The 21,563-nt window shown below is 73.7% G+C and carries 35 protein-coding genes; 3 read left to right on the top strand and 32 right to left on the bottom strand.

The window, feature by feature from the left end:
- Positions 1–65 precede the first annotated feature (65 nt).
- The 7 genes from ACFYNO_RS33215 to ACFYNO_RS33185 all read right to left on the bottom strand — a co-directional run bounded on the left by ACFYNO_RS33215 (position 66) and on the right by ACFYNO_RS33185 (position 4,633).
- Complete coding sequence (locus ACFYNO_RS33215) at positions 66–314, bottom strand: hypothetical protein (RefSeq protein ID WP_388021206.1); 249 nt, start codon at positions 312–314, stop codon at positions 66–68.
- A complete protein-coding gene (locus tag ACFYNO_RS33210) occupies positions 311–640 on the bottom strand; it encodes a hypothetical protein (RefSeq protein WP_388021204.1) in 330 nt (109 codons plus the stop codon). The genes ACFYNO_RS33215 and ACFYNO_RS33210 overlap by 4 nt, the downstream gene beginning before the upstream one ends.
- A gap of 625 nt (positions 641–1,265) precedes the next feature.
- Complete coding sequence (locus tag ACFYNO_RS33205) at positions 1,266–1,463, bottom strand: hypothetical protein (protein WP_388021202.1); 198 nt, start codon at positions 1,461–1,463, stop codon at positions 1,266–1,268.
- Between the two features lie 96 nt (positions 1,464–1,559).
- Positions 1,560–2,300 carry a hypothetical protein gene (locus ACFYNO_RS33200; RefSeq protein WP_388021200.1) on the bottom strand — a complete coding sequence of 247 codons (741 nt, stop codon included), beginning with the start codon at positions 2,298–2,300 and terminating at the stop codon, positions 1,560–1,562.
- On the bottom strand, positions 2,297–2,923 hold the full coding sequence (locus ACFYNO_RS33195) for an RNA polymerase sigma factor (protein ID WP_388021198.1): 627 nt from the start codon (positions 2,921–2,923) through the stop codon (positions 2,297–2,299). The genes ACFYNO_RS33200 and ACFYNO_RS33195 overlap by 4 nt, the downstream gene beginning before the upstream one ends.
- Positions 2,920–3,096 (bottom strand): hypothetical protein, encoded by a 177-nt coding sequence (locus ACFYNO_RS33190; RefSeq protein WP_388021196.1) that lies wholly within the window; start codon positions 3,094–3,096, stop codon positions 2,920–2,922. Before ACFYNO_RS33190 ends, ACFYNO_RS33195 begins: the two co-directional genes overlap by 4 nt.
- A gap of 313 nt (positions 3,097–3,409) precedes the next feature.
- Positions 3,410–4,633, bottom strand: coding sequence for a hypothetical protein (locus tag ACFYNO_RS33185; protein WP_388021194.1), 1,224 nt, complete (start codon positions 4,631–4,633; stop codon positions 3,410–3,412).
- Between ACFYNO_RS33185 and ACFYNO_RS33180 the strand changes: the two genes are divergently transcribed.
- From ACFYNO_RS33180 to ACFYNO_RS33170, 3 genes are all read left to right on the top strand, one after another.
- On the top strand, positions 4,632–5,234 hold the full coding sequence (locus ACFYNO_RS33180) for a hypothetical protein (protein ID WP_388021192.1): 603 nt from the start codon (positions 4,632–4,634) through the stop codon (positions 5,232–5,234). The genes ACFYNO_RS33185 and ACFYNO_RS33180 overlap by 2 nt on opposite strands.
- A 522-nt stretch (positions 5,235–5,756) precedes the next feature.
- On the top strand, positions 5,757–7,040 hold the full coding sequence (locus ACFYNO_RS33175; RefSeq protein ID WP_388021190.1) for a ParA family protein: 1,284 nt from the start codon (positions 5,757–5,759) through the stop codon (positions 7,038–7,040).
- Positions 7,037–8,038: a ParB/RepB/Spo0J family partition protein gene (locus tag ACFYNO_RS33170; protein ID WP_388021188.1), complete on the top strand. Its 1,002-nt coding sequence runs from the start codon at positions 7,037–7,039 to the stop codon at positions 8,036–8,038. Before ACFYNO_RS33175 ends, ACFYNO_RS33170 begins: the two co-directional genes overlap by 4 nt.
- A 255-nt stretch (positions 8,039–8,293) precedes the next feature.
- On the opposite strand, the gene ACFYNO_RS33165 is transcribed toward ACFYNO_RS33170, so the two are convergent.
- The 25 genes from ACFYNO_RS33165 to ACFYNO_RS33045 all read right to left on the bottom strand — a co-directional run bounded on the left by ACFYNO_RS33165 (position 8,294) and on the right by ACFYNO_RS33045 (position 21,516).
- Complete coding sequence (locus ACFYNO_RS33165; RefSeq protein ID WP_388021186.1) at positions 8,294–8,812, bottom strand: hypothetical protein; 519 nt, start codon at positions 8,810–8,812, stop codon at positions 8,294–8,296.
- A 20-nt stretch (positions 8,813–8,832) separates the two neighbouring features.
- Entirely contained in the window at positions 8,833–9,057 is a 225-nt protein-coding gene (locus ACFYNO_RS33160) for a hypothetical protein (protein WP_388021184.1), read from the bottom strand.
- A gap of 19 nt (positions 9,058–9,076) precedes the next feature.
- The gene (locus ACFYNO_RS33155; RefSeq protein WP_388021182.1) at positions 9,077–9,787 is read right to left on the bottom strand and encodes a GGDEF domain-containing protein; all 711 of its coding nucleotides are present in this window, start codon (positions 9,785–9,787) and stop codon (positions 9,077–9,079) included.
- 27 nt (positions 9,788–9,814) lie between these two features.
- Positions 9,815–10,345, bottom strand: a complete 531-nt coding sequence (locus tag ACFYNO_RS33150) for a hypothetical protein (RefSeq protein WP_388021180.1) — start codon at positions 10,343–10,345, stop codon at positions 9,815–9,817.
- Positions 10,346–10,347: 2 nt separating this feature from the next.
- Positions 10,348–11,205, bottom strand: a complete 858-nt coding sequence (locus ACFYNO_RS33145; RefSeq protein WP_388021178.1) for a hypothetical protein — start codon at positions 11,203–11,205, stop codon at positions 10,348–10,350.
- Between the two features lie 5 nt (positions 11,206–11,210).
- Positions 11,211–11,621 carry a hypothetical protein gene (locus tag ACFYNO_RS33140; RefSeq protein WP_388021177.1) on the bottom strand — a complete coding sequence of 137 codons (411 nt, stop codon included), beginning with the start codon at positions 11,619–11,621 and terminating at the stop codon, positions 11,211–11,213.
- On the bottom strand, positions 11,618–11,845 hold the full coding sequence (locus ACFYNO_RS33135; RefSeq protein WP_388021176.1) for a hypothetical protein: 228 nt from the start codon (positions 11,843–11,845) through the stop codon (positions 11,618–11,620). Before ACFYNO_RS33135 ends, ACFYNO_RS33140 begins: the two co-directional genes overlap by 4 nt.
- On the bottom strand, positions 11,842–12,123 hold the full coding sequence (locus ACFYNO_RS33130) for a hypothetical protein (protein ID WP_388021175.1): 282 nt from the start codon (positions 12,121–12,123) through the stop codon (positions 11,842–11,844). Before ACFYNO_RS33130 ends, ACFYNO_RS33135 begins: the two co-directional genes overlap by 4 nt.
- Before the next feature lie 148 nt (positions 12,124–12,271).
- A complete protein-coding gene (locus tag ACFYNO_RS33125; RefSeq protein WP_388021173.1) occupies positions 12,272–13,012 on the bottom strand; it encodes a hypothetical protein in 741 nt (246 codons plus the stop codon).
- A 40-nt stretch (positions 13,013–13,052) separates the two neighbouring features.
- Positions 13,053–13,559, bottom strand: a complete 507-nt coding sequence (locus ACFYNO_RS33120) for an AAA family ATPase (protein WP_388021172.1) — start codon at positions 13,557–13,559, stop codon at positions 13,053–13,055.
- 70 nt (positions 13,560–13,629) lie between these two features.
- Complete coding sequence (locus ACFYNO_RS33115; protein WP_388021170.1) at positions 13,630–13,935, bottom strand: hypothetical protein; 306 nt, start codon at positions 13,933–13,935, stop codon at positions 13,630–13,632.
- A gap of 157 nt (positions 13,936–14,092) precedes the next feature.
- Positions 14,093–14,872 (bottom strand): OB-fold nucleic acid binding domain-containing protein, encoded by a 780-nt coding sequence (locus tag ACFYNO_RS33110; RefSeq protein WP_388021168.1) that lies wholly within the window; start codon positions 14,870–14,872, stop codon positions 14,093–14,095.
- Positions 14,873–14,910: 38 nt separating this feature from the next.
- A complete protein-coding gene (locus ACFYNO_RS33105) occupies positions 14,911–15,123 on the bottom strand; it encodes a hypothetical protein (RefSeq protein ID WP_388021166.1) in 213 nt (70 codons plus the stop codon).
- Positions 15,124–15,231: 108 nt separating this feature from the next.
- Positions 15,232–15,678, bottom strand: a complete 447-nt coding sequence (locus tag ACFYNO_RS33100) for an NUDIX domain-containing protein (protein ID WP_388021164.1) — start codon at positions 15,676–15,678, stop codon at positions 15,232–15,234.
- Between the two features lie 131 nt (positions 15,679–15,809).
- Positions 15,810–16,295, bottom strand: coding sequence for a hypothetical protein (locus ACFYNO_RS33095; RefSeq protein WP_388021162.1), 486 nt, complete (start codon positions 16,293–16,295; stop codon positions 15,810–15,812).
- Positions 16,296–16,424: 129 nt separating this feature from the next.
- A complete protein-coding gene (locus tag ACFYNO_RS33090) occupies positions 16,425–16,664 on the bottom strand; it encodes a hypothetical protein (RefSeq protein ID WP_388021160.1) in 240 nt (79 codons plus the stop codon).
- A 95-nt stretch (positions 16,665–16,759) separates the two neighbouring features.
- The gene (locus ACFYNO_RS33085) at positions 16,760–17,455 is read right to left on the bottom strand and encodes a hypothetical protein (protein ID WP_388021158.1); all 696 of its coding nucleotides are present in this window, start codon (positions 17,453–17,455) and stop codon (positions 16,760–16,762) included.
- 62 nt (positions 17,456–17,517) lie between these two features.
- Entirely contained in the window at positions 17,518–17,922 is a 405-nt protein-coding gene (locus ACFYNO_RS33080) for an RRQRL motif-containing zinc-binding protein (RefSeq protein WP_388021156.1), read from the bottom strand.
- Between the two features lie 16 nt (positions 17,923–17,938).
- Positions 17,939–18,199 (bottom strand): hypothetical protein, encoded by a 261-nt coding sequence (locus ACFYNO_RS33075; protein ID WP_388021154.1) that lies wholly within the window; start codon positions 18,197–18,199, stop codon positions 17,939–17,941.
- Between the two features lie 126 nt (positions 18,200–18,325).
- A complete protein-coding gene (locus ACFYNO_RS33070) occupies positions 18,326–18,655 on the bottom strand; it encodes a hypothetical protein (RefSeq protein WP_388021152.1) in 330 nt (109 codons plus the stop codon).
- A gap of 126 nt (positions 18,656–18,781) precedes the next feature.
- On the bottom strand, positions 18,782–19,213 hold the full coding sequence (locus ACFYNO_RS33065; RefSeq protein WP_388021150.1) for a hypothetical protein: 432 nt from the start codon (positions 19,211–19,213) through the stop codon (positions 18,782–18,784).
- A 71-nt stretch (positions 19,214–19,284) separates the two neighbouring features.
- On the bottom strand, positions 19,285–19,512 hold the full coding sequence (locus ACFYNO_RS33060) for a hypothetical protein (RefSeq protein WP_388021148.1): 228 nt from the start codon (positions 19,510–19,512) through the stop codon (positions 19,285–19,287).
- 23 nt (positions 19,513–19,535) lie between these two features.
- Positions 19,536–20,180: a hypothetical protein gene (locus ACFYNO_RS33055; RefSeq protein WP_388021146.1), complete on the bottom strand. Its 645-nt coding sequence runs from the start codon at positions 20,178–20,180 to the stop codon at positions 19,536–19,538.
- A gap of 147 nt (positions 20,181–20,327) precedes the next feature.
- Entirely contained in the window at positions 20,328–21,083 is a 756-nt protein-coding gene (locus tag ACFYNO_RS33050) for a hypothetical protein (protein WP_388021144.1), read from the bottom strand.
- A gap of 88 nt (positions 21,084–21,171) precedes the next feature.
- The gene (locus ACFYNO_RS33045) at positions 21,172–21,516 is read right to left on the bottom strand and encodes a hypothetical protein (protein WP_388021142.1); all 345 of its coding nucleotides are present in this window, start codon (positions 21,514–21,516) and stop codon (positions 21,172–21,174) included.
- Between the last annotated feature and the right edge of the window lie 47 nt (positions 21,517–21,563).

Genomic DNA, 21,563 nt, shown 5'->3' with positions numbered 1-21,563 from the left:
TGCTCATCGTCGGCGCCTTCGGGCGCAGGGCGCGGATGGCGCTGCTGGCGGCTCGCCCGGACGGCTCACCAGTCGCCGTAGGGGTCGGCCCTGGTGGTGCCGGCGTCCAGGGTCTGGGTCTCCTCGCGGACCAACTCGGCAATCCAGTCGGCGACGCTGACCGGCAGCAGCACCGTGCGCTGCTCGATGTCGTGCGCGGTGCCGACCGTCACCCACACCTGGTCGAGCGTCGGGTCCGGGCCGACGGCCTTGTCGGCGAACTCGTCCAGCGCGTCGGCGAGGTCGGCTGCGGCGGCCGCGGAGTCGGCGCTCACCAGGCCGCCGGGCCGGCGCCGTCGGGAGGCGCCGGCGCCTGGCGGATCGTGTCCGGGCTGTAGAGGTACCAGCCCCAGTCGAACTTGTCCGGGCCCCACCGCACCAGCACCGTCCACTGCTCCTGGCCCGGTGCCAGACTCCACCGCTCCACCCGGCCGTCCCGCCACCCGCCGTCCAACCGAAGACGCACCCACCGCCACCGCGGGGCCGCGTCCCGGCTCCGCCCCGGCCCTGAGAGCAGCGCGGCCGGCGCCTCCACCCCATCCCCCGGAACCGGGTGCAGGTGGCGGGGCGCGGAGAACGGCGTCGGCGGGGTGATGCTCACCCCACCAGAGTAATCGAACAGGTATTCGCATCGCATAGCCGGCCTGGCCTCTGGCGGAACTCATGTGAGCGGCTCTGCTGTCAGATGCGGCCCCAGCCAGCGAAGGGGCGGCGGGGTTCCCCGCCTTCCGACCTCTAGAAGGAGGACCCCTTGTCCATTTGCCTCATCGCGGGCAGCGCCGGACAGGACGGCGCCCACTGATGGCCCCCAGGCCCGCGAAGGCGCTCGGCGCCGTCGCTGTGGTGACCGCCATGGCCGCTGCCCCCTGGTGGGTCGCGGTGCTCCTCACCGCGGGCGCCGTGCCGCTCGTGCTCGTGTGGCTGGTGGTCCCGCAGGAATCGTCCGACCGGGTGCGCTGGTGGAACGGGTGGCTTGCCCATCGGGAGCAGGGCCGGCTCATCGACCTGCTCAAGCAGCCCCTGGAGGGGCAGGACCGCGATGCGCGGCTGCGCGCCCTCACCGCCGCTGCCGAGCTGGCGCCGATCGAGTCGGCGCCCCTGCCGGGTCCGCGGAAGGAGCCGGGTGGGCGCGCCGCCCGTACGGCGAGCGGGGCCGCAGGCCGGGGCGGGCCGGACCCGGTCGAAGCCGGCCGTCGCCGGGCCGGGGCGGCTCGGCGACGCGTTGCTCACCAGGTGAGCTCGCCCTCGTCCGGACGGCGGCGGGCGGGTATCGGCAGCAGGGCGAGGAGCAGGTAGCGGCAGCGGCGGCCGCGGGGCGGGCGGGCTGCGGCCGCGGCCAGGCCAAGGCCGGCCAGGACGGCGATGTAGCCGATCACGGTGGTGGCCAGTGCCAGTAGCGCGGGTGTCAGGGCATGCAGGAGCACGGAGCGTCCAGGAGTCGGGAGTGGTCGGCGTAGGGGGCGAGGGTGGCCTGCCCCGGATCGGGGCGGGGGCAGGCCGCGGCTCGGTGCGGGCGTGGGTCAGCGGGTGGCGGCGGTGCCGACGGCCAGTTCGCACACCTCCTGGACCAGGGCCGGGTGTGGAAGGGGGATCGTGCCCAGCAGCGGGTCGTGCTCCTCGGTGATGTGCCGGGAGACGTCGGGCAGGGTCTCCACCACCACGGGTGTCGCCGTGCGTTCTCCCCAGCGGTCGGTGGCGAATCCGGTCTCGCGCAGGCGCCGGCTCCAGATGCCGGCGTCGTCGTACTCGCCGCGGCGGGCGTGGTCGAGGAACAGGAAGTACTGCGCGGCGGTCGCCGCCTCACACGGTTCGTCGCCGGTTCCGGCGAGATCGGCGCCGGCCTCGGTCGCGAACTGCCACCAGAAGCGGGCCCCGTCGGCCCGGCCGGTCAGGTAGAGCAGGCAGGCGAAGACCAGTGCCCCGCCGGCCAGCGTGTAGTGCTCCTCGATGAACCGGTTCAGGCTCACCCCGGCCTGGCCGTCGGTGAGCACCACCATGCTCAGCGACTGCAGGTCCCACCACGCCTGCTCCAGGCCCTGCGGGCTGTCGGTGGGCTGGGTCCAGCCGGGCTCGGACGGCGGGCAGTGCTGCGGCGGGACCGTGGGGCGCGAGCACACGCACCCGAAGGCGGCGCCGGAGCGGGCGATCTGGCGCAGGATCAGGCGCTCCTGGGCGTCGTCCGCATCCAGGCGGGCGTACGGGTCGTGGACGCGCAGCCGCTCCAGGAGTTCGTCGAGCCTGGTGGTCTCGTCATTCGTCACTTCTTCTCCCCGGGGTTCGTCGTGTCGTCGTCCGCGTCCTCGCCCAGGCGGGCGGCCAGACGCCGGCGGGCCTGGCTCAGGTGCGAGCGGACGGTGGCGGCCTCTACTCCCATCAGGTCGGCGGCCTCCTCGGTCGTGTAGTCCAGGCAGTGACACAGGGCGACCACGTCGCGCTGACGCTCGGGCAGGCGGCGGATCTCCTCGAACGCGGCCATCCGCATCGTGAGGAGGTCGAACGGGTCGTCCGGCCCCACGTTCGCCGTCTGGAAGGCGGCCATCTCCATCCAGTTCCCGCGCCGGGTCCGCCGGCGGACCTGGTCGAGGATGCGGCGCTTGAGGACCGTCCAGGCATACCCGCGCAGGCTGTCCATCCGGAGCATCTGCCCCCACTTGTCCGCCAGGACGTCGAACGTGGCGTCAACCGCCTCTTCCGCGTCGGCATCCGATCCGAGCTGCAGGTAGGCCACGGTCAGGTACTTCTTGTACACATCGGCGTGGAAGGCGGTGTAGGTCACCTGCCACTCCTGCGACCAGCCCGTGAACGGCACCGGCCCCGGCGGCACACCCAGCTGCGCCGGGCCGGCGAAGTCGTCCTCCTCGGAGGCGGAGTCGGCCCGGGTCACTCGCCCTCCCCGATCCGGCCCGAGGCACCGGCGCGGCGGGCGGCGGCCAGCAGGTCGGCCAGGCCGATCCGTACCCCGGCGCCCAGCAGCCGGCGCAGCACGCGCGCTGCGTCCCGCCCCACCACCCTGGCCGCCACGACCGCTTCCAACACCTGCACGCCTTGATGGGACACGCGCCCCTCCCTATGGAGTGTGTGAACGCCGCCCCCCGGTCCGGCGGGAAGCGCCGCACGCGCTTCCACCTACACAGCGTCCCGGGACGACCGATCGTGCAGAGCAGATCGGAAAATAACTACGGAAAGTTTTCAGATGATCTCAATCAGTTGATCACCAGAAAGACATCTCAACCGGTCAGATACGGTCACCAGCCGCCACACCCCGCCCCGCCCCCGATACTCCCCCGAGGCGGAACGCGCCCCTCCGCGCCCGGCCCGGCCCGGCTGGCCGGCCGAGCCTGCCTGCCTGCCCTTCTCGCTCGACAACCGGTCAGCTCCCGCCCGCCGCGCGGACCGCGGCGGCCACCGTGTGCGCGGCCAGCTCGCTGGCCCGGTGCCACAGCACGGCACCGCTGGCGGAATCGGCCAGCACCTCCGTGCCCGCGGCGGCGAACCACGGGCGGCCCACCTCCCGGTCGGGCCGCTCCACCCACCCCACCACCCGCTGCTCATGAGCGATGAGGTGGACGTGCCGCTGCGCGGCCCAGCTCCACATCTCCCAGCCGGGCCCGATGCTCTCCAGCGGCTGGCTGCTGGTCAGCGGGCCGTATCCGCGCTCGTACGCCGGCACCAGCCCCGCGGCCGGCAGCCACGGCGCAGCGGGGGCGGCCGGCTTGCCCACCACGGCACCGGGCTTGCCCACGACACCACGGGGCTTGCCCACCGTCGGCTTGCCCAGGGCGGCACCGCGCTTGCCCAGCGTGGGTGCGCCCTGTTCAGCGGCGGTTCCGTCAAGTGCGGAGCGCTCCGTATTCAACGGGGTGCCCCCAGCTCCGTTCGCCGGCTCCTGCGGGTCATCAAGGCTGGCGCCGGACCTTGGCGGGGCTTCCGCCACCCTTGGCGGCCTGTCGATATCGGAGCGCTCCGTACTGGGCTGCTCATCACGGTTGGCGCCGGGCGACGCCGCGCCGGCCTGCCCGGGCAGCTCGGCTCTGGGCCCGGAGCGCTTCCCTGTCGACGAGCCGTCAAGGCGTCCGGCGGACCTTGATGGCGACTGCGCCAACCTTGACAGCTCGTCGATATCGGAGCGCTCCGCACTGCCGGTGGGCTCGGCGGCAGCCAGCCGGGCCTCCTCGAGGAGCCGGCCCGCGAAGACGGGCAGCGCCTGCTCCAGCCGCTCCAGCGCCGCGGCCGGATCGCCGTCCCGCTGCTGCAGCGTGGCGACGTAGTGGTAGGCGGCACCGGCGATCGCCTCTGCCAGGGCCAGCACCCGCTGCTGCGGACCGGCGGGCAGCCGGTCGGCCAGCCCCGCCGGCAGCGGCACCAGGCCCAGCACTGCCTCCGCGACCGCTGCGGAGCGCTCCCGTTCAGCAGCCGCCTTGCGGCGGCGCGCCTTCGACTTGCAGGACGCGCTGTCCCGGCAGTACTTCGGCGGCTGCCCCGCACCCGGCCTGCGCTCCAGCGGCTTCCCGCAGACCTCGCACACCAGCCCGGCCGGCGCACCCGCCCCAGCCGAAGGCGTACCCGACACAGTGGGGAGCGCTCCTGAATCCATGAAGATGATCATAAACCGCCCCGTCCCCAGCACCGGGGCGCCCGTGACCGACCCTGCCCCGCAGCTGTTCACCCGTCATGACGATCCCCCATCGCCGACCACGGCCCGCCCCGAACCCGACCTCCAGGAGCCGGACGACGGCCTGACCGCCTCCGAGCGCGACGCCCTCGCCCAGGCCTCGGTCACCGGCCAGCACGCCGCCCACTGGATCCGCTCCCTCGCCGCCCGCCAGCCCGAACCCGGCAACCGGACGGTGCTGGAGCAGTACGCCAGCGCCGTCGAGCAGGTCATGCGGCGCGAGGTCATCCCCGGCAGCGAGGGCCTGCTGGAGCATGAACTGGACTACGCGCTGGACGCCTACGTACTGCTCGGCAGCGCCACCGCCCGGCGCCGCCCGGACCTCACCGCCGCCGAGCGCCTGGCCCTTCTCGCCGTCGGCTTCACCGCCCGCACCGCACCGCGCACCGTCCTGAACGACCTCACCGACCTGGCCGGCTGCCGGGACTCCTCTTCAGCTTCGGCAGCGACACGGAAGAACATGGCGAGCATGTCGGCCGGGAGGACTTCGGCCAACAGGTTGGCCACCCCCATTCCCGCCTGATAGTCGATGGGCAGTTCCTGCCGGAACCGCTCATGCATGAAGTCGCCGAGCCTGTTGCGGAAGTTGATGTAGTCGCTGATGTCATCCATGGAAGTCAGCAAGCCACGGGACGTCTATGCGGGTCGCAGCGGCTCGCTGAGCGGAGCACTAGTCAGATCACCGCATCTTGTGTCCTGGGTAGACGCGATGGGGATTGGGCGGGGGCGGTGCCCATGGACGCGGCCCGCATGTAGTCGCTGCGGGCGGTGGCGTGGCGGGCTTGGGTGGCGATGGCGACTGGGTCCAGCGGGGCACTGGCGGGGCCAGCTCGGCTCGGACGACCTTGCCAGTGTCGGTCGGGTCGCTCCCCCACCGTTCGGTGAGGGCTTCGACCATCAGCAAGCCGCGGCCGGTGACGGCCCGGTCGTCACCGAGGCGGGCCACGGTCTTGGGCAGGGCGCCGCCCTGTTCCTCGACCTCGAAGCCCACCGGGGCGCCGACCGGGTCCAGGCGCAGCAGCGGGGCAGCCGGGCGGGGCCCCGCATGGCGGGTGGCATTGGCGAGCAGTTCGGCCAGGCCGTCCAGCACGGTGTCGGCCGGGCCTCTCCGTTTGCCGTCGCCACCAGCCTGAGCGTGTCCCTGCGTCAACTGATCTATGGCCTAGTAATATTCGGCCTCATGAGCAGCCCTATGGTCAGTCAGAAGCGAGAGAAGCTAATTACTTCTCTCCCGCCCCAGTTGAGACGTCGACTCAAGATCCGTGCATTCGAGCACGGCTTGGACATCCAGGACGCTACCGAGCACGCGATCCGAGCCTGGTACGAGGCATCGGACCGGCCGGAGGTGAACACTGACGGCGCGAAGACCTGGGGCACCTTCCTGGCCGCAGGTGAGCCGGAGAAGTTCAAGACCGCGTGTGCCGATCGCGGCGTCACCTACGTGCAGGGCCTGGCCCAGGCCCTGACACTGTGGCTGGAGAACCACCCTTCCCCGAGCGCTCCCCTGGTGGCGCAGCCCGTCGTGCGGGTCATAGTGGCCAATCAGAAGGGCGGGGTCGGCAAGACTTTCATCTCTTCAGGCATCGCCCAGGCACTGGCCGAGTCCGGCCGCAGGGTGCTCCTGGTGGATTACGACCCCCAAGGGCACCTGACCGCCGAGCTCGGCTTCGAAGAGCTCATGTACGAAGACGGCGTTGAGACGCTGATGATGCACATGGACGGCACGGCCAGGGGCGACATAAGGGACTTGCTCGTCGCCGTGGACGGCGAACGCTTCGGCGAGCGGCTCCACCTGCTTCCCGCCTCGGATGATGCCTTCCTCCGTGATGTTGCGCTGTCCAAGGTCAGCTTCAGCGAGGCGGCGCTCGAACGGGCTCTGGAGAAGCTGGAGGCCGACTACGACGTGATCATCATCGACGGCCCGCCAAGTCTGGGGCTGAACATGGACACCGCCCTGTACTACGTCCGCCGCCGGGACGGCGAGCTGGCCGACCGGTCCGGGGTCATCACGCCGGTCTGGGCGAACAGAGCCTCGCACCGCGCCTTCCGACTCCTGAAGTCGCAGATGGACGACCTGTGCCGCAAGGGCCGTATCCAGGTCGACTACCTCGGGCTGATCATCAACGCCTACGACAGCCGGCGCGGCAAGCTCGTAAAGGAGAACAAGGACCAGTGGGAGAAGAGCAGCTCTCCCGCGGTCCTGGCGGTCATCGGCGACCTCAAAGAAGGCCGAGAGGCAGCAGACGGCGAGATCCCTCTGCTCGAGTACGCACCCGACAGCGAACACGCGCAGGTCATGCGCGACCTGGCTAAGGAGCTCGCGGTATGACGCCGCCCCAGTCGCGAATCACTCGCGGTTTCAGCCTTGGCGACGACGGCCAGGACGACGCTCCCGCCCCCCGGCGTCCGCGCACCCGGCAACAGATCATCTCCGGCGAAGGCCGCCGCCCCCCAGCCGCAGTCGCGTTGAAGCTCCTCGCACACAACCCGTTCAACCCCCGCGATGAACTCACCGACCTCGAGGAGACCGCCGAGTCGCTGAGGCAGAAGGGGCAGCTCCAGCCCGCTGCTGTCGTCCGGCGGGCAGCGTTCCTCGCCGTGCATCCCGGAACTGAGGAAGCCCTGGGCGAGGAGGCCGAGTACGTCGTCATCGACGGGAACCGCCGCTTGGGCGCGGCTCCTCTCGCGGGGCTCGAGGAACTGCGGATCGACGTCAACGACGACCTGGCAGCGAGTGCCGCAGACCTCCTCGAGGGCGCGCTGGTCGCCAACATCCACCGGGTGGACGTGCCTCCGCTGGATCAGGCCAAGGCAATCCAGGAGCTGGTGAAGACCCACGGATCGCAGGGCCAGGTGGCCAAGCGCCTCGGGAAGACCCCGGCCTGGGTTTCGCAGCGGCTCGCACTCTTGGAGCTCACCCCCGAACTGCAGGAAAAGGTGGAGACCGGCGAACTGAAGGTGGAGCCGGCGCGCCGCATCGGCCGCCTGCCCAAGGCGGAGCAGGCCACGGCCGCGGCCGAGACCATTAACGCCGTTAACACCCCCCGCCAGCGCTCTGCACGACGGGAGGGGAGTGGGAGGCGACCCGCTCCGACTGTTAACGCCGTTAATACCTCCGGCGTAGGCATCCGTCCGGAGGCGGTCGAGGGCTCCGGCGTTAACGCCGTTAATACCCCGGAGGCCATGGCGCCGCAGCAGATCATGGTCCCGATGGCCTCGCCGACGGCAATCGTCGACGCCCTGGTGGCCCACCTGTCTCCGGAAACCCTGACGGCTGTCGCGGAGCTGTTGCTTGACCGTGTCGGGGCTGTTCAAGCCGCGTCCTGACGCTCAACCAGCGGCCGTACGGAGGGCCGATGCCCGCCAGATTCACTGGGACGGGCCCTCTGCGAGGATGCAGGCGATTTAAAGCCCAACTGGCAGCCGGTCAGGACGCCCCGGGGCCGGGGCAGTCGAATAGCTACCGTCAAGGCGAGGTAAGAAATTCTGACCTCGCCCAGAACACAGAAGGGCCCGCTCCTCCCCGCTGTCGAAGGCGGGAGGAGCGGGCCCTTCGTTCGAGGTCCGCGGGGGTGGCAGTGGTCAGGCTGCCGGGGCCAGGCCCCGGGGGGATAGGGATGTGGCGGGCCAGATGGTGCGGCAGGAGCGGCACTCGTGGCCGAGCGGTCCGGGGGCGCCGAGGGCGCGCATCTCGATCCGCATGTAGTGGGCGGTGTTGGTCAGGCGGGAGCAGTCGGGGCAGCGGCTGGGGGCGGCCAGGAGCTCGACGTCGCCCAGGCCGGTGATGTCGAGCAGGGTGACCGGTCGGGCGCCGGCCTCGTCGGGAGCGGTGAACTCGAAGGTCCAGCCGCCGCCTTCGCCGTCCTCGTCCACCGGTCGCTGGGTGAGGGTTCCCCACTCGTGGGTGATGCGCGGGAGCTCACCGACGATCGGCCGGTAGCGCTCGAGGCGCTCGGTGCGCAGGAGGCGGTTGGCGGCGGCGGTCATGCGGCGGGTGTCGTGGTGGCCGAGGGCGAGGTAGGCATCGCCGTCCTCGTCGCAGCAGGCGATGGTCAGGCCGTAGAGGGTGGTGAAGCCGGTGGGGACGGTCGTGTCCGTCATGGCGGTGGTCCTCCTGGTGGTCAGTTGGCGTGCCGGCGCAGGTGGCTGCTGACCTCGGGGGTGACGAGGAGCTTGAGGTAGTTGCTGACCGTCTCGCTGCAGGCGGAGCAGGTGGCGGCGTAGCCGGTGCGGCCGGTGCAGTCGCTGGTCGGGTCCTTGGGGTGGCCGGTGCGCTGGTTGACCTGGTGGGTGCAGGGGGTGCCGTCGGCGTGGACGGGGGTGATGGGCATGGTGATGCGGGCCATCGGACGGGGTTCCTTCCGGTTAGGCGGCGAGGGTGTGGGTGGGGGTGGTCTGGCGGCGGCCGCGGCGGCCGCGGCCCTTGTCGGCGTACATCGCCTGGTCGGCGGCGTGCAGGAGCGCCGACAGGCCGAGGTCGGGGTGGTCGGTGGTGCGGGCGGCGGTGCCGATGGAGGCACCGACGGCGAGGACCTGGCCGTCGTGCTCGACGGGCTGCTCGAGCAGGGCGCGGAGCTTGGCGATCCGCTCGGGCAGGTCGGCGGGGTCGGTGTCGAGAACGACAGCGAACTCGTCGCCGCCGAGCCGGCCGCACGCAGCGCCGGGCCCGGCCCAGTCGGCGAGGCGGCTGCCGACGGCGGTCAGGACCGCGTCGCCGACCTGGTGGCCGTAGGTGTCGTTGACCGCCTTGAAGTCGACCAGGTCCACCATCAGCGCGGCGGGCGCCGCCGCTGTGGTGAGCAGCTGCTCGGCGGTGGCGGTGAAGGCGGCGCGGGTGGGCAGGCCGGTGAGCGGGTCGCGGCGCGCGGTCTCCAGGCGCCGGGCGAGGTCGTCGCGTTCGGCGAGCAGCGCCAGGGCGGCGGGCAGCAGGGCGGCGACGTCGCGGTGCAGGATCCAGGCGGCGTCGATCGCCGGGTCGGAGTCCGGACCGGGGCCGAGAGCGTGCCGGTAGCGGGCCAGGCTGGCCTGGGTGCGGGCTATCGCCCCGGGCAGGTCGGCGGTGATGGTGCCGGGCATGGCGGTACTCCCCTCAATGGCGGGCGGTCAAGGCTGCTTGGGCTGCAGGGCGATGAGGCGGCCGACGCGGACCTGGTGGTGGCCGGCCCAGCCGCGGTGCGGGTGGTCCGGGTCGACGGCGAGCACCACGTGCTGCTCGGTGGCGAGCGTCCAGGCCGCCCAGGGCAGGTCGATCACATGCGGGCTGGAGGCGTTGACGCGGGTCGCGGCGGCGATGCGCAGCAGGAACAACGCCATCCGCTGGCTGTAGGCGGCGGGGGACTCGCTCCTGCTGCGGGCCGGGTTGGAGGCGCTGGCGTAGTCGCCGAGCGGCCGGGTCGCGGTGCCGAGCGGGCCGTACGGCCGCTGCTGATGCAGGCCCCAAGCGGGGTCGAGCAGGTCGGCCTCGGGCGGGCAGTAGCCGATCACGGCCTCGCTGCCGCCGCCGGCGAGGGGCCGGGAGGTGTAGAGGAGGGCGTAAGCGCCCCAGTCAGGGCCGGCGCCGCCACCGGTGCGGGACAGGGTGACCTGCCCCGCACCGGTGACGTAGCCCGGCCCAGCGGTCGGGCGGCCGGCCATGCTCAGCCGGCGAGCGTGTCAGGGTGCGCGGCATACCAGTCGCGCAGCACCGCCTGGGGGATGGAACCGCGGCCCGCGACCAGGCGGCCGTTCTGGTTGGCCCAGGCGCGGATGATGTCGCGGGTGGCCTTGTCGGCGGGCTGCGCCAACTCGGACCCGCCGGACGCGGCGGCCGGAGCCGCGGTGGTGGACTTGCCGGACTTCGCCTCACGCAGCGCCTGCTCCGCTTTCGCCAGCTGCGCCCTGAGGTTGGCGACCTTGGCCTCGTAGGAGGCCACGGCCTGGTCGGCGGTGCGCTGCGCGGTGAGCTTCTCCAGCGCCTGGCGGGCCTGGTCGGCCAGGCGCTGGACCTTGGCCTGCGGGTGCTGCGCGGCCCAGGCGAGGAGCTCGTCCACGGCGGTGCCGAACGCCGAGTCCGGCCCGGCCTCGGTCTGTTCGGCGGTGAGGGCCTGCAGCTCGTCCTCGGTCAGGCCGGTGGCGGCGAGAATCTTGAGCGGGCTGTCGCCCTTGGCGCGCATGGCCAGGGCGACCTCGCGGGTCACCGGGTCCACGGCCGCCAGGACGTCGGCCTGCTCGCCGGTGGTGGTGAGGGTGTCGGACACGGTGGTACCTCCGTGGGTCTGGTCGGGACGACCGGCGGTCCCGGCCTGGGTGGCGAGGTGCGGTGCGAGCCGGGCGAGGTCGTCCTCGCCGTGGGGCAGGCCGAGCGCGCCGAGGAGCAGGACCAGGTCGTGCTCGTCGCGGGCACTTCGGGCGGCGTGTACGGCGGCGTCGGCGTCCTGCTCGGTCGTGGTGGGGGAGCAGTCGAGGGACTCGGCCGCGGACCGGATGGCCGCCAAGCCGGCGGTGTCGGACGGCATCGCGGTCAGCCGACGGCAGTAGTGGGTGCGGTGAGGAAGCGGACGTCCCAGGACGCCAGCACGTACAGCTCCAGGACCTCCAGGAGCAGCTCGTCGATCTCGGCGTCGTCCCCGGCGTCCGCGTCGGAGACGTAGACGCACGGCGGCTCGCTCAGGCGCAGGTGGACCGCCAGGCGGCGGGCGGGCGCGTCGTCGATGTCCACCTCCGGGCGCAGCTCCCAGATCTGTCCGGGGGCGGCCAGGACCAGGGGGTCGCCGTCGGTGGCACGCTCGCACGCCAGCCGCAGCGCGACGTCCCCGGGCAGCAGGTCGTCGCGCTGCAGGCCGGTGGCGATGCGGCGGATGACGGTGGCGGCCAGGTGCGGGCCTAGGATCAGGTCCAGCGGCACGGCCTGGCCGTGGTCGTCGGTGCTCATGCTGCTGTGGTCTCCTTCGGGCTCGGCGTGCTGGTGGTGGGGCGGCGGAGGGCGGCGAGGAGTTCGGCGCGGTGCTCGGCCGCGCGCGGGTCGGGCATCACGGCGGCGCCGAGGGCCCGGGCCGGGGCGGTTCGGCGGCGGGCCGGCCGGAGGGCGGGGCACTGGGGGACGAGCTCGGCGGCCAGGCGCCGGTCCAGCTCGTCCGGGAGCTGCTGACCGGTCACCGGGTGCCGGCCTTCGGGGCGCGGGGCAGGACCGGGGCCAGCAAGAGCCGGTGGAGCCAGGAGACGTCGTCGCTGGCGTGGGTGGCCGGCAGGCCGCAGCTCCAGCAGTCGGCCTCCGGGCCGGACCAGGCCGTGGAGCAGGAGGCGCAGGCGTAGCGGGCCCGGTGCGGGCGCGGGGCCAGGTGTCCGATCGAGCGGATCACAGACGCCGCCAGGCGGCGCTGGTCCGGGGACGGGGTGCGGGGAAGAGCGGGACGGGGCAGGAGCGCGGTCGCCATACTGAGCTGTCCTTCGGTCTCGTGTCGGAGGGAGCGCCCGGGTGCGGCCGGTCGGCTGTGAGAGGTCGTGGCCGGCCGTGCCCGGGAGCGGCCGAGGCCCGCCCGACGTGGTCGCCGGGCGGGCCTCGGTGCTGCTGCTGGTGGTGGGTCAGAACGGGCAGTCGTCGGTGACGGTCTTCGCGATGCTGTCCCAGGGGTCCTCGTCGGTCGGCGGGAGCGGCTGGGGCGGGGTGGTGCCGAGGCAGAGGTGCCGGTAGCCGCCCTCGAAGGTGAAGCCGCTGCCGCCGCACTCGCACGTCTCGCCGTGGACGTAGTGGTGACGGCCGACCGGGCAGTCGACGGGCTCCTGGTGGACCGGCACGTAGATGCCGTCGCCCTGGTCGTCCCAGGTCATGATCTCCATGACCTCGCCGGTGCCGCCGCACCCGCCGACGCAATCGGCGTCGTGTGGCTCGTCCGGGCACGGCGAGCCGTCCTGCTCGTAGTCCCTCTCGCCGAGCGCGGCGGCGGCCTGGCGCAGCAGCCGCTCGGCCTCGCGCAACCGGTCGGCCGGCTCCCACTGGCTCGCCGCGTCCAGGTCGGTGCTCAGGTCGCGGACCAGGTCCGAAAGGAAGAAGCAGGGGGCCTGCTCGCGCAGCGCGTCCAGCACCTCGGTCGGATCCGACCAGGTGCCGGAGGCGAGCCAGTCGTGCAGCTGCTCCACCCCGCCGCTGAACACGCGCGGGCCGTACGGTCCCAGGTCCTTCTGGCTGATCGGCTCGGTCGCCTCCAGGAACGGGGCGGGGGCGGGGGCCGCGGGGGCCTTGGTGCTGCGGCGCAGGCCCAGGGCGAGGCCGGTGGTGGCCAGCACGGTGACCGTGCAGGCCGCGGTCAGCAGGGTGGTGCGCATGGTTCGTCCTCCGGTGGCTGGTGGGCGGGTTGTCGGGTGGTCAGGTCCAGACGCCGGTGGGGTCGTCGCTCATCCCGGTGTCGTCGCCGACCCGGATCTCCTCGACGTGGGCGAAGCCCTCGCCGAGCAGCTGCTCGGCGGTGGGCAGGAGGCGGTGCTGCTCGACCAGGACGTGGTCGGGCACGACACGGTCCCGGGCGGCGTTGCGCTCCCGGCACAGCTGGAGCGGGGCGGTGAACAGCAGCGCGGCGGCCGGGCGCTGCCAGTAGCGGGCGCGGGCGAGCAGGCCGGCGCGCACGTGCGGCATCAAGTCGGTGTTGTCCACAACCGTGGTCAGGTTGCGGGACAGGCGGGCGTCCAGCAGGAGCGTTTGGACCTGGTCCGCGACGGGGGTAGCGGACTGGTCGGCCTCGGTGTCGGTGGCCATCGCCCGATAGGAGTCGAGGTTGAGGCGCCAGCTGCCCGGCCAGTGCTTGGTGGCGTAGGTGGTCTTGCCGGCACCGCTGCCGCCGATCAGGACGATCAGGGTCCCGGGCTCGTAGTTCACGGTTGGTGTCCTCCTGGGAATGGGGCCGGCCCGGACACAGGTCACGTCCGGGCCGGCGGCTGGCGGAAGGTCAGGCGAGCTGCTGGGCGGCGGCGTTGACCAGGCCCGAGGCCGCCCCGGTGGCCTTCGTGCGGGCGTCGTCGAGCGCGGCCTGGTCGGCGGCGCCGCGCATCGCGTAGGTGGCCCGCTCGGCGGCGGTGGCCGCGCCGGCCAGATCGGGCGCGAGGATCGACAGGGTCACCAGCGGCGCGGTGATCTCCGCCCGGGTGCGGTGGCTCTCGGAGCGGGCCTCGGCGACCAGGCCCTCGTCGGCACCGGTCAGGCGCAGCCGCTCGCGGATGTACATCGAGCGGCGGTGCGCGGCCAAGGCGGCCATCAGGGCGGTGACGGCCTGGACCAGCTCGCGCCGCCGCTCCTGGGTGGCGCCGGCCTTCCGGTCGGTGCGGGCGGCCCACTGCTGCAGCAGCGCGGTGCCGAGCGTGCCGATGAGGGTGCCGCCGATCCGACCAGCGCCAGTGCGAGCTCGCCGGCCATCAGCAGGCCTCGCTGCGGGGGGCGTCCGCGCAATCCTGCGCCTGGCCGAGGTGGCGGGCCGCGAAGGCGAGCAGCTGCTGGTGCTCGCCGGCCGCCGCGGGGACGGCCCGCAGGTACTGGCCCGCCGCGAGGAGGTGCTGGCCGGCCTCGTGGAGCCGGGTGTCCAGGAGCAGGTGGGCGGTGTCGCGGACCAGCGCGGTGAACGCCGCCGGGGTGAGGGTGGTGCGCTCGTCGGTCGCGGCCAGGTCGACCAGCGCCGTGGCGTGGCGGCCGATCATCATCTCCATGGTCACCAGGTCGCTGTCCTGTGGCGGCAGCGCCTGCGCGGGGGCCGGGGCGAGGTCGTTGCAGTAGATCTCCACCAGGTCGCGGCCGGGCGCGTTGATCCGGCCGGTGACGGCAACCGGCTGCCCGACCTGGACGACGTCGCGCTCACGCAGCGGCATCCAGGTGCGCGGGAAGACGCGGACGTCGATCTGCCCGGTGGTGTCGGTGAGCGTGAGGGTGGCCCACTGGTTGCCGGCTCGGTTGGCGTGCCGACGGGAGTGGGTGATGGTTCCGACCAGCCGGACCTCCCCCTCGGTGCTGCCCGAGGTACGCAGGTCGGCGATGGTCGGACGGGTCGGCGTCTGCGGTGGGCGGACGGCCTGAGCGATGATCATGTGGTCCTCCGAGGCGGTCTTCGGTGTCGGCCGGGTGGCCGCGCCGCGCACCAGGGCGCCCCGCCGGCCCGGCTGGCGGCCGGGGGCGGGGCGCGAACTGGTGGGCAGCGTGAGCACCGGGCACAGGCCAACTGGCCACGTGGTAGCGGTGGTCTTCAGGAGGCGTTACCGGGGCGGTTGCGCAGGTGCTCGTGCCAGCTCCCGGGCTGGACGCCGTCGCGTTCTGCGACGAACAGCGCGACGTTGGCCACCAGGACGTCGGCCACGTTCGGCTTGTGGCCGGCCTCCACCTGGTCCAGCACGGTGTCGACGGCAGCCGCGACCCGCCTGGCAGTCGCGGTCTGCTCGACGGATTCCTTACCGTTCATCGGGTTCTCCTTCGGTCGTTGGTCCCGGCCGGGTGGCCGCGCCGCGCACCAGGGCGCCCCGCCGACCCGGCTGGCGGCCGGGGGCGGGGCGCGAACTGGTGGGCAGCGTCAGCGCCCGGCGGCGGGTCCGGCGGCCGGTTCTCCGCGCAGGGCGGTGGCGAGGATGGCGGCGTGGTCGAACGCCAGCTGCTCCGGGAGGCCGTCGAACGGCCACCAGCAGGCATTGCGGGCGTCGTCTCCGGCGGTGATCGGGGTGTCGTCCGGGACAACGGCGAGGTAGGCGACGGTGACGTACCGGCCGCGGGGGTCGCGGCCGGGGGTGTCCCAGGCGCCGAGCTGGAGCAGTTCCGCGGCGTCCACGCGCACGCCGGTTTCCTCGGCCAGCTCCCGGGCTGCTGCCTGGCGGCTCGTCTCGCCGGCGTCGACATGGCCGCCGGGCAGCGCCCAGGCACCGTCGAAGGGCGGCCAGCCCCGCTCGATCAGCAGGACGCGGCCGTCCGGCGTGGTGGCGACCACGTCGGCGGTGAACCGGATCGACTCGAAGACTTCGGTCATCTCAACTTCTCCTGAAAGGTGTGCGGTGGGTCCGGCCGGGTGGCCGCGCCGCGCACCGGGCCCCGTCCCGGCGCCGGCTGGTGGCCGGGTCGGTGCGGGGTCCGGTGGGCAGCGTGATCACCCGGTTCGGGTCAGCGGGCCAGGACGAGGGCGGCGGCGGCTTCCCATCCGTGGTGCCAGGCCTGGTCGAGCTCGAAAGATCCACAGATCGGGGTGAGGCGCTCGTAGAAGGCGCCCTTGCCGGTGGCCTTGGCCAGGCGGGCCAGGGGAAGTCGCCTGTCCGCGACGTAGTGGGTGGCGAAGGAGACGGCCAGGGCGGCGGCGACGCGGCCGGGCTTGAGGCGCAGGCCCAGGACGCGCGAGCCGACCAGGAGGGCGGCGGCCTGGGTGGCGGTGTAGGTCGCGCAGTGGTGGAGGCAGGCGAGCTGGCCCTCGCGGGTGCCGTGCACGGTCTGGGTGCCGGCCTTCTCGTCGCGGTCGATGACGGGGTTGGTGTCGGTGGCGCCCTTGATCCGGGCGCAGGTGTCGGTCTGGACCCACATGTCGCCGATCGCGGCGGCGGCGTGCAGGAGGGCGTAGCCGGTGGCGAAGTTGGCGGCGCGGTCGGTGGCGGTCATCTGGTTCTCCGTTCGTTGCTGGTGGTGTCCGGCCGGGTGGCCGCGCCGCTCACCAGGGCGCCCCGCCCCCGGCCGGGGTGGCCGGGGGCGGGGCGCGAACTGGTGGGCAGCGTCAGTGCCCGGATCGGGTCAGCTGGCGAGGTGCCACAGGAAGAGGGCGACCAGGCCGAGGAGGACGAGCAGGAGCCGGGGGTCGATGCCGCGGGAGCCTTCGAGTTCCTTGATCTCGGCGTAGATGGTGTTGACCTCCTTGGTCATGCCGTCGTGGGCGGCGGTGCCGGGCGGCAGGTTGCCCAGGACGGCGGCGCGTTCGGCCATGAGGGCGCGCAGTTCGGTGAGGCGGGCGTCGCGGGATATGGCCCAGGTCATCGGGGGGGGTTCCTCTCGGGTCCGGTCGGTGCGGGGGAGTCGGTGGTGCGGGCCGGGGCCGCGCGGCTGGCGGCCCCGGCGGGGGTGTCGGTGGGTCAGTTCTGGTCGTCGCCGCCGTTGGTGAGGCGGCGGCCGTTGATGTCGACCTGCAGGCGCTGGACGTCCACGACCACGGGCGCCGGGATCGGGGCCGGGGCGGGCTGGGCGGGAGCGGGGGCGGGCTGGTTGACGACGGTGAGGTGGGTGGTGATCCAGCTGCCGGTCAGGGCCAGGGCGGCGAGCGCGGCCCAGGCGAGGGCGGCCAGGCCGGCGGCGACCGGGCGGGCCTGGGTGTCGGTGCCGGACCAGACCATGGCGACGGTCAGCGTGCCGAAGACCAACGCGCCCAGCTGGACGCCGACGGTGGCGCCCTGGCGCAGGGCCCGGATCAGGATGAATACGCCGGCCACGGCCCAGGCGGTGTAAAGGGTTCGGGGCCCGGCCGCCAGCCCGGTGCTGTGCTGGGCGAGGTACCGGTGGATCGGGGTGTTGATCGTGCTCCACAGCCGCTGCGCCGGGATGGTGGAGTGCTCGGGCTGGATGATCCACCGCAGGGCGTGCAGCACGTAGGGGCCGAGGCTGAGGACCAGCACGGTCAGGATGGTCAGCGAGAAGAGCGCGAGCACGGCGGCCGCGCGCCAGTCCAGCTCGTCGTAGGCGGCGCGCAGCCGGTTGGGGTGCGGGGTGTTCCAGGTCAGGCCGGGCTCCTCGGTGTCGGGCTGCTGGGCGGCGGTGAAGCACTGCTGGGACATCGGGCTGGCTCCTTGTCAGGACGAACTGGCCGACGGCGGGTCGGCACGAAACGGCTGGGCGGTCAGGAAGTGGTGGCGGTGAGGGCGGCGAGCTGGTCGCGCTCGGCGTCGGTCAGCTCGGAGCAGGGCAGGCAGCTGCCGAGGGTCTTGAGCGGCAGGCAGATCGGATAGCGGGTACGGCAGACCGGACAGGTCTGGCGGGCGGCCATCGCCCGGTCCAGGGCGGCGGCCCGGCCCGGGGTCATGGCCCGCACCGGCAGGGCCTGGTCGACGCGGAACAGGAAGCCGACGCGCTTGCCGCGCCGGCACACCACCTGGGCGACGACGTCCTGGCCGCCCGGGCGAAGGCCCATCGCGCGCAGCTGGCGCCGGGTGGCCAGGACCGTCCTGGCCGGGCCCTTGCGCCAGGAGTAGGTCGGCGTGCCGCCGTGCTTCTCGCCGGTCGGGTCGAGGTCGGATGCGCGCACTGGCCGGCCCGCCGGATCAGTCGCGCTTGTCGATGCAGGGCTTGCAGTTCAGCGACTGCGGCTCCTCGCTCTCCCAGTCGCCGTAGTAGAGGTGGCGGGAGCAGAAGTAGCCGCCGCAGCCGTCCTCGGGAGTGCCGGGCCAGGAGCCGCACAGCTGGTCCAGGCCGCGGTCGATTTGCTCGGTGCAGCCGTCCTGCTCGCAGACGGCCTCGACGGCGTAGCCGGCCTCGATCTCGATGCCGTCGTGGCGGGTGACGGTGTAGTGGGCGTAGCCCATCGGGTCCTCCAGGGCGGTCGGGTTGCGGCCGGTCGGCCGGCTCCGTCCCCGAACGCGCGCCGCCCACCCGGCCAGTGACGGCGGGGTGGGCGGGAGACAGGCTCGGGGGCGAGGCCGGTCGGCCGGTCAGCGGCTGAGCCGCAGGTCCTCGGCGGCGATGGCGGCGACGTCAATCGAGCCGGCGGCCTTGGCCAGGAACACGCCCTGGTTGTCGGGGTCGGAGCTCAGCGCGTCGCCGAGGTAGCGGGCGGCCAGCTCCAGTTCCTCGGCCCAGTCCTGGTAGGGGGCGTAGGTCGAGGTGTTGTCGGCGGCTTCCCCGACGAGCCGGGTGAACTGCTCGGGCGTGATGCCCTCGGCCGGCAGGCCGGTCGGGTCGTCGAGGTGGTAGCTGGCAAGGTAGGCGATGTCGGCACCGAAGCGACCGATCAGGTTCTCGAACGTGGCGGTGGTGGTCATGGTGGTGTTGCCCTTCTGTCTGGTTCGGCCGGTCGGCCGGCCCCGTCCCCGGACACGGCGCCGCCCACCCGGCCAGTAGCGGCTGGGTGGGCGGCGTGCGGGCCGGGGGCGAGACCGGTCGACCGGTCAGCAGTCGGTGTCGCGGCGGTGGGCGGCGAGCCAGGCGCCGGCGGCGGAGAGCGTCTGGCCGCCGTCCAGCGTGTTCAGGGGCGCGGTGTCGATGTCGTGCATGATCTCTGCCGGGTCCAGCACGCGCAGGTAGGCGAGCGGGACGCCGGTGATCTGCTCCTGGGTGCGCAGGTCCAGCAGGGACGAGCGGCCGGCGGTGAGGTAGTCGGCGGGGTGGTCGATGACGCGGCAGGCCCGGGTGTGGTCGCTGTGCCCGGCGAGGTAGCGGTCGACATCGCGGTACAGCACGTAGGTGCCCAGCGGCAGCGCCGGCCCCAGGTCGCTGGGAGCGGGGTTGGTCAGGTCGATGCGGAAGGGCTCGGCCATGGTCGGGGTCTCCTGGGTCTTGGTCGTGGTGTCGGCCGGTCGGCCGGCCCCGTCCCCGGACACGGCGCCGCCCACCCGGCCAGTGGCGGCTGGGTGGGCGGCGTGCGGGCCGGGGGCGAGACCGGTCGGCCGGATCAGGAACCGCTCGCGGCGGCGCGGAGCCGGTCGGCTTCGGCGGCGGCGGCTTCCTGGAGGTGCCGGACGAGAGGGCCTGCGGTGCACCAGACCGGTTCGCGGTCCGGATCGGGCGCCGGCGGCTCTTCGCCGGCGGGCAGGTAGACGCTGGGCAGGTCGTCGTCCTCCCACAGCGGGGCGGGGCGGCGGTTGAGGAACTGGCGCAGGCGGGCGAGTCGCTGTCGCAAGGGGTCTCCTTCGGTCGGTTGGCTCAGCCGTTGTGGTTGGTGATGGAGCCGCGCCACCCGGCGCTCTGCTTGCCGATGTTGGTCTGGTGGGTGCGGTGGACCAGGGCCAGGACAGTGCCGGTCGCGGTGGCCCCGTCGCCGGTGGCCGTGGCGGAGGCGCCGTTGCCGCTGGTGGCGCCGGAGGTGACGGCGCGCAGCTTGCCGATCAGCGCGGCCACGCCGATGACGACGGCGCCGACCAGGACGGCGGCGTACTTGAGAACCTCGCCGAGCTTGTCGGCGTGCGGGGCGACCTCGGCGACGGCGGCGCCGATCACCCACACCGCGCCGCTGGCCGCGAGCGCCGTGACGGAGCCGACGAGCAGGTACTGGCGTACCGCCAGCGGCATGCCCTGCTCGGCCACCGGCTGCGCCGGGGCGGCGGGCTGCGGGGCCGGCTGCGGGTGCGCGGCGGCCGCGATGGCGAGCGGGTTGTGGACCGGCACCGCGACGGCCTCGCCGCCCACGATCGCGGGCACGAACTCGGGGCCACCGGGCGCGGGGCGCAGCGGGACGGCGAGGATCTGGCCGTCGAGGATGACCGGGGTGTAGCCGGTCTCCAGGATGTTGATCTGGGGGTCCGCCGCCCGGTCGGCGGCGGTGTGCGAGGCGTTGGCGGGGATGTTCACCGGGGGCTCCTTCAACGGGTGTGGCGGGGCGGGGAAGCGGGGTGTGGGGGGCGGCTCGGCGCCTTCCAGGGCCGCCGGGCCCGGCCCGGGTGGCGGGGCGGTCCGGCGGCCCCAGGAGAGGCCGGGAGACAGGCGTGTGAGGCCGGGTCAGCGGGCGGCGGGCGCCCAGGTGCGGAACGCCCGGGCGGGGGCGGCCGCGTGCGGGGCCAGGGTTCCCTGGCCCGGCGCGGACCGGACGGTGAGGTGGATCCGGGTGGCCCGGGTCAGGCGGTGGTTCAGCGCGGCGCCGTCGATCAGCCGCACCGACCAGGTCGCCACCCGCAGCCCGACGCCGGCGCTGCGGCCCATCACACAGATGGCGTGGGCCAGGCGCGCGATCTCCTCGTCGGCGGCGATCTCCGGCCAGTCGGTCAGGGTCAGGGTGATCAGCGGCCGCTGCGGGGTGGGCGCGTAGGGCAGCTCGGGGTCGGTGCTGGAGCGGCGCCGGCCGATGGTGTCGAAGACGTCGCCGAGCATCTCCAGGGCCTGGCCGCGCTCGGTGGCGGTGCGGACGCCGTGGTCGGCCGGGCCGGCGGTGCCGAAGCCGTGGGCAACGGCGCGGCCGTCGATGAGGCGGGACTCGATCAGGGGCGTGGTCGCCTCGGCGGCGGCCACGTGGTCGAGCAGGGTGCTGGTGCCGGAGCCGGTGGGCGCGGCGATCAGGGAGTGGGCGGCGCCGTACCGGTTCCACAGCGGCAGCAGCGCGGGGGTGCCGTCGGTGTGGCGGCCGATCGCGACGGTGCCGGAGGCGGTGTCGATGAGCTGGTCGGCCGGCGGCCGGGGCGCCGGGGTGGCCAGGAGAGCGGCCTCCTCGTGCTGGAGGGTCAGGTCGGCGTAGCGCTGGGTGGCGTGGGTGGAGGTCAAGGCAGGGATTCCCTTCGAGACGGGCCGTGCCCGCCGCCCGAGTGGTGGGCGGCGGGCACGGTGCGGTGACGGATGCGGTGACGGCGGATCAGGGGTTGGTGCGGCCGACGCGCAGCAGCGCGGTGCGGGCGGCGTCGCCGGCCGGGCCGGCAGCGGCCAGCAGGTACGGGGCCTCGTCGATGACGACGACCGGCTGCCCGCTGCCCCGGGCCGTGCCGCGCAGGGCGACGAGCGCCTGGGCGATCATCAGACTGGCCGTGGCGTCGGCGTACCGGTCGTCTCGACCGGCGGCGGGCAGTGCGGGTGCGGCGGGCTTGCTCTCCCCGGTGACGGCGCCCGAGGCGCGGGCCGCCGCCTCGGCCTCGAGGATCAGGCGCAGGCTGGTCTTGCCGCTGGTGGGGGTGCCGGTGATGAGCGGGTGGCGGATGTCCATGGCGTGGTCCTCTCGGAGTGCATGGGCCCGCCGCCCCGGGGTCGGGG

This window comes from Kitasatospora sp. NPDC006697 (assembly GCF_042869935.1).
Classification (GTDB): Bacteria; Actinomycetota; Actinomycetes; order Streptomycetales; family Streptomycetaceae; genus Kitasatospora.
Note: the sequence above shows the minus strand (reverse complement) of the source record. Positions and strands in the feature narration are given on the sequence as shown.

Coding starts and splice junctions, on each gene's coding strand:
- ACFYNO_RS33180 (WP_388021192.1), top strand. CDS start 4,632: ATGAAGATGATCATAAACCGCCCCGTCCCCAGCACCGGGGCGCCCGTG.
- ACFYNO_RS33185 (WP_388021194.1), bottom strand. CDS start 4,633: ATGGATTCAGGAGCGCTCCCCACTGTGTCGGGTACGCCTTCGGCTGGG.
- ACFYNO_RS33175 (WP_388021190.1), top strand. CDS start 5,757: ATGGCGGGTGGCATTGGCGAGCAGTTCGGCCAGGCCGTCCAGCACGGT.
- ACFYNO_RS33170 (WP_388021188.1), top strand. CDS start 7,037: ATGACGCCGCCCCAGTCGCGAATCACTCGCGGTTTCAGCCTTGGCGAC.
- ACFYNO_RS33165 (WP_388021186.1), bottom strand. CDS start 8,812: ATGACGGACACGACCGTCCCCACCGGCTTCACCACCCTCTACGGCCTG.
- ACFYNO_RS33160 (WP_388021184.1), bottom strand. CDS start 9,057: ATGGCCCGCATCACCATGCCCATCACCCCCGTCCACGCCGACGGCACC.
- ACFYNO_RS33155 (WP_388021182.1), bottom strand. CDS start 9,787: ATGCCCGGCACCATCACCGCCGACCTGCCCGGGGCGATAGCCCGCACC.
- ACFYNO_RS33150 (WP_388021180.1), bottom strand. CDS start 10,345: ATGGCCGGCCGCCCGACCGCTGGGCCGGGCTACGTCACCGGTGCGGGG.
- ACFYNO_RS33145 (WP_388021178.1), bottom strand. CDS start 11,205: ATGCCGTCCGACACCGCCGGCTTGGCGGCCATCCGGTCCGCGGCCGAG.
- ACFYNO_RS33140 (WP_388021177.1), bottom strand. CDS start 11,621: ATGAGCACCGACGACCACGGCCAGGCCGTGCCGCTGGACCTGATCCTA.
- ACFYNO_RS33130 (WP_388021175.1), bottom strand. CDS start 12,123: ATGGCGACCGCGCTCCTGCCCCGTCCCGCTCTTCCCCGCACCCCGTCC.
- ACFYNO_RS33125 (WP_388021173.1), bottom strand. CDS start 13,012: ATGCGCACCACCCTGCTGACCGCGGCCTGCACGGTCACCGTGCTGGCC.
- ACFYNO_RS33115 (WP_388021170.1), bottom strand. CDS start 13,935: ATGGCCGCCTTGGCCGCGCACCGCCGCTCGATGTACATCCGCGAGCGG.
- ACFYNO_RS33105 (WP_388021166.1), bottom strand. CDS start 15,123: ATGAACGGTAAGGAATCCGTCGAGCAGACCGCGACTGCCAGGCGGGTC.
- ACFYNO_RS33100 (WP_388021164.1), bottom strand. CDS start 15,678: ATGACCGAAGTCTTCGAGTCGATCCGGTTCACCGCCGACGTGGTCGCC.
- ACFYNO_RS33095 (WP_388021162.1), bottom strand. CDS start 16,295: ATGACCGCCACCGACCGCGCCGCCAACTTCGCCACCGGCTACGCCCTC.
- ACFYNO_RS33090 (WP_388021160.1), bottom strand. CDS start 16,664: ATGACCTGGGCCATATCCCGCGACGCCCGCCTCACCGAACTGCGCGCC.
- ACFYNO_RS33085 (WP_388021158.1), bottom strand. CDS start 17,455: ATGTCCCAGCAGTGCTTCACCGCCGCCCAGCAGCCCGACACCGAGGAG.
- ACFYNO_RS33075 (WP_388021154.1), bottom strand. CDS start 18,199: ATGGGCTACGCCCACTACACCGTCACCCGCCACGACGGCATCGAGATC.
- ACFYNO_RS33070 (WP_388021152.1), bottom strand. CDS start 18,655: ATGACCACCACCGCCACGTTCGAGAACCTGATCGGTCGCTTCGGTGCC.
- ACFYNO_RS33045 (WP_388021142.1), bottom strand. CDS start 21,516: ATGGACATCCGCCACCCGCTCATCACCGGCACCCCCACCAGCGGCAAG.